The organism is Komagataeibacter europaeus LMG 18890 (genome assembly GCF_000285295.1).
Taxonomy (GTDB): domain Bacteria; phylum Pseudomonadota; class Alphaproteobacteria; order Acetobacterales; family Acetobacteraceae; genus Komagataeibacter; species Komagataeibacter europaeus.
Genome location: NZ_CADP01000183.1, coordinates 1 through 3,487, shown reverse-complemented (window position 1 = coordinate 3,487; position 3,487 = coordinate 1). Strand labels below are relative to the sequence as shown.

At 57.0% G+C, this 3,487-nt stretch carries 6 protein-coding genes; 1 reads left to right on the top strand and 5 read right to left on the bottom strand.

The window, feature by feature from the left end; translation table 11 throughout:
• Positions 1 to 261: 261 nt before the first annotated feature.
• Both GEU01_RS20105 and GEU01_RS20100 read right to left on the bottom strand, forming a co-directional pair.
• The gene (locus tag GEU01_RS20105) at positions 262 to 594 is read right to left on the bottom strand and encodes a type II toxin-antitoxin system HicB family antitoxin (protein ID WP_019087477.1); all 333 of its coding nucleotides are present in this window, start codon (positions 592 to 594) and stop codon (positions 262 to 264) included.
• Positions 591 to 845: a type II toxin-antitoxin system HicA family toxin gene (locus GEU01_RS20100; RefSeq protein ID WP_019087476.1), complete on the bottom strand. Its 255-nt coding sequence runs from the start codon at positions 843 to 845 to the stop codon at positions 591 to 593. Before GEU01_RS20100 ends, GEU01_RS20105 begins: the two co-directional genes overlap by 4 nt.
• Positions 846 to 1,386: 541 nt before the next feature.
• Here GEU01_RS20100 and GEU01_RS20095 point away from each other — a divergent pair.
• Positions 1,387 to 1,929, top strand: coding sequence for a recombinase family protein (locus tag GEU01_RS20095; protein ID WP_019087475.1), 543 nt, complete (start codon positions 1,387 to 1,389; stop codon positions 1,927 to 1,929).
• A gap of 17 nt (positions 1,930 to 1,946) precedes the next feature.
• Here GEU01_RS20095 and GEU01_RS20090 read toward each other — a convergent pair whose 3' ends face one another.
• From GEU01_RS20090 to GEU01_RS20080, 3 genes are all read right to left on the bottom strand, one after another.
• Positions 1,947 to 2,165, bottom strand: coding sequence for a hypothetical protein (locus tag GEU01_RS20090; protein WP_157212907.1), 219 nt, complete (start codon positions 2,163 to 2,165; stop codon positions 1,947 to 1,949).
• A 44-nt stretch (positions 2,166 to 2,209) separates the two neighbouring features.
• Complete coding sequence (locus GEU01_RS20085) at positions 2,210 to 2,587, bottom strand: hypothetical protein (RefSeq protein WP_019087473.1); 378 nt, start codon at positions 2,585 to 2,587, stop codon at positions 2,210 to 2,212.
• Positions 2,588 to 2,794: 207 nt separating this feature from the next.
• Positions 2,795 to 3,487: Tn3 family transposase (locus GEU01_RS20080; protein ID WP_019087292.1), on the bottom strand; the 693-nt coding region annotated here is incomplete at its 5' end.

The following is a 3,487-nucleotide window of genomic DNA, read 5'->3' as shown; positions in this document are numbered from 1 at the left end:
ATAATCCTTAGCGTATATCTGTGCCCGTTTTATGTACCGACCCCAGGTAGGGCATGCCCATGAGCGCCACGGCGTGAATGGGAGTTTCTATGTGATGGTTGGCTGACCGCGTTAGCTGTTAGCTAACATCACCTATCCTGCCCCGTCTTTGTCCTCTGATATTGCGCTGACGATGCTGGGACATTCTCCGATCCATGCAGGACGGAAGCCAGACCGATCGCGGACCACGCCAGCATATGCAGGGTATATACTTGGCTTCGGCTACCCTGCGACCTGCTCCAGTGCGTCCTGGACAAGACGGTTGAGGCTCACGCCACGGGCGGCCGCGATTTCAGCCGCACGGGCATGCACATCTGGCGACAGGCGGACCTGAAACTTGCCGGAGTAGCGTTTCGTGGGGTCGATCCCCTTTTCCTCGCACATCTCCAGAAACACGCGGAGGGAGGTCTCGCCTTCCTTCCGCAGTCCTTCCACGCTGTCGGCATAGAAGTCCGCCCCGCCATTCAGGCCAAGGAACTCGCCCCGGAACATGCCGATTTCCGGGTCAAACTGGATAACGGCCCGGTGGCCGCCAATCTCCATCATGTTGTTCATGGCGTAACTCCGTTCTGCTCCAGCCATTTCCGCACCGATGCCACCGCGCCCTTGTCCGTGTCCGGCTTGGGGTGGGGCCGATGAAAGACCCTGATTTCACCGAACAGGACCACGCCAATGCGCGATCCTTCCCGTTCCGACACCTCAGCACCTAGCGATACGAACAGGGCCTCAATGTCGCTCCACGGCACATTGCCGGAGACGGGGCGCTTGAAGATCAGTTCCAGAGTGCGGCGGTGCTTAGCTTTCATCAATGAATGATACCGAAATATGGTATCACTTCCAACAGAAAACCATTGAGTGCAGAGCGCGAGTAAGGCCGGTGCCCCATACGGGGCAACACATCTTGCCGATCCGATTTCTGTCTTATTCGGCCCGAGATGGCCCGACTTGGCCCGAAGCCGGACAGATAGCGTGTTAAGGCCATCTCGGGCCAAGTTGGAACAAATTAGGGATGGCAAGATATGTGTGCCTACGTAGGCACACGGCCTTACTCGCATTTCATGCTCGATGGAGTAGCGCACAATTAGGCATCCAGCGCTCCCCGAACGCTCCCTGTTCGCTCCCCATGCGCTCCCCATAAAAATGCAGGCCCTCATACACCATTGCACCGTTGGTGCGGTGATGGCCGGGGATGGGTCACAGTGCGTTCCATTTGGGTATACCCTGACGGATAGATTTTGTGGGACGGTTAATTGCCGCGTCCGTATGCACCATTAGGGTTGAATTGTTTTTTACGGAACACTATGGATTAAGGTCTAAACCCTAACAGAACACTTTTAGGAACAGACCATGCGATACGGATACGCCCGCGTCTCGACCACCGATCAGAACGCCGCAACGCAGGAGGATGCGCTCCGACAGGCTGGATGCAGTATCATCCGCGTTGAAAAGAAATCCGGCACAAGCCGCACTGAGCGTTCCGAACTGAACATCCTCCTCGCATTCCTTCGCCCTGGCGACGTATTAATGGTCACACGGATAGACCGCCTGGCACGCTCCATAGCGGACCTGCAAACCATCATCACGGAAGTGAAGGCCAAGGGCGCTCAGCTCCAGTGCACGGAACATCCGGTCGATACTGGTACTGCCACCGGCAAGATGTTCCTCGACATGCTTGGGGTGTTCGCTGAGTTCGAGACCAATCTCCGCAAGGAACGGCAACTGGAGGGGATCGCGGCGGCCAAGGAACGCGGTGTCTACAAAGGGCGCAAGGCATCCATCGACCGGAAACAGGTCCATGAGATGCACAGGGAGGGAATCAGTCCGACCGAAATAGCCAAGCGCCTTGGTATCGGTCGGACCTCAGTCTACCGTTGCTTGGGAAAAGCATGACAATGACAGACTAACCTTTAGGAAGTCTTCTGCCATTCACCATCCTGCTCGTCCTGCTTCCATTCTTTATTGATCTTGATGGCCGTAAAAATAAGCCCGCCATCTTTATCAGTAACCGTCATTTTCATAGGGGAGCGTGCCGTGGCCTTACCTTCTTCGCCACCTAAAACATACACCGTAAGATTTTGATCGTTCACAAGTGTATCAAGCATATTATCAGATATTGTTACAGGCATACCTATATCCATTCACATACAATGTTTTATTTACATACATATACTTAACCGCCTTTCTTGATCTGCCTGAGTCGGTCGCGGATCAGGCCATTGGCGGCGCGGGTGATCGCCTTGGGCACAGGCTCAGCCCCCGGCGTGCTGGCAAGCGTGGTCGCCATCTGTATCAGTCGCTCCACCTCGCTCATGTCAGCCTGTGGCACGGCGGCCTGCAGACTGACCGGAACCGGCGCTCGGTCTGCCTGCGCTCTGGCGTGCACATGTGCGAGGATCGCACGGCCAAGCCATTCCCCTATCGTCTGTCGCTCACGCTTTGCTGCGGCTATGGCCGCATTCCTGACCTCCGGCGGTATGCCCTTGATCGTCCAGGGCGCAATGCGGGTGGTGTCGGCTTCGGCTTTCTGGTCAGCGGTGGCATCGGTCATGGGTCTGCCTTTCTGGTCTGGTAGTCCGACCATACACAGCTTTAGTCTTACCGGCATCAAGTTTAGTCAGACCGCTTGGCAATCTGGTCTGACTGGTTGCGTGTCTGGTCTGACCGTCATTGCCTATGGTTAGACCTCATTTACGATTGGTCAGACCATACCGGATCATGGTCATACTAGGGGTCGTTTGCGGGAGGGGGCGAAATCCTACGCTAAGGATTTAGGCCAGCGATATTCGCCGGTGAGGTTGATGTGTTCCCATCCCAGCGGTGAGACATGGGCGAGGAGATCAGGCGGGATGATGATGCCGTCCACGGCGCGTCTGTCCACGACCTCCCCGAGTTTCATGGTGTTCCAGAAGATGATGATGGCGGCGAGCAGGTTCATGCCGGCAATACGATAGTGCTGCCCTTCGCCTGAGCGGTCGCGTATCTCACCTCGACGATGGAAGCTGATGGCGCGCTTGAGGGCATGATGGGCCTCGCCCTTGTTGAGACCGATCTGAGCCTGGCGCCGGAGACCGGCGTCGAGAATCCAGTCGATCATGAACAGGGTGCGCTCGATGCGACCGATCTCCCGCAATGCGAGGGCCAGCTCATTCTGGCGCGGGTAGGAAGCGAGCTTGCGAAGAATCTGGCTGGGGGCGACGATGCCCGCTGCGATCGTTGCCGTGACGCGCAGGATGTCGGGCCAGTTGCGCTCGATGAGCGGTTCATTGATTTTGCCGCCAACCAGCGCTCGCACATTGGCGGGCGTCGCGTTGGGCGTGAAGGCATAGAGTCTTTTCTGAGAGAGATCTCGGATACGCGGTGCGAACCTGTAGCCGAGCAAGGAGCTGGCGGCGAACACATGATCGGTAAAGCCACCCGTGTCGGCAAAATGCTGGCGGACGCGGCGGCC

Bases quoted from the DNA above. Each gene is read 5' to 3' on its own strand.
- GEU01_RS20090 (WP_157212907.1), bottom strand. From the start codon at position 2,165: ATGCCTGTAACAATATCTGATAATATGCTTGATACACTTGTGAACGAT.
- GEU01_RS20095 (WP_019087475.1), top strand. From the start codon at position 1,387: ATGCGATACGGATACGCCCGCGTCTCGACCACCGATCAGAACGCCGCA.
- GEU01_RS20100 (WP_019087476.1), bottom strand. From the start codon at position 845: ATGAAAGCTAAGCACCGCCGCACTCTGGAACTGATCTTCAAGCGCCCC.
- GEU01_RS20085 (WP_019087473.1), bottom strand. From the start codon at position 2,587: ATGACCGATGCCACCGCTGACCAGAAAGCCGAAGCCGACACCACCCGC.
- GEU01_RS20105 (WP_019087477.1), bottom strand. From the start codon at position 594: ATGAACAACATGATGGAGATTGGCGGCCACCGGGCCGTTATCCAGTTT.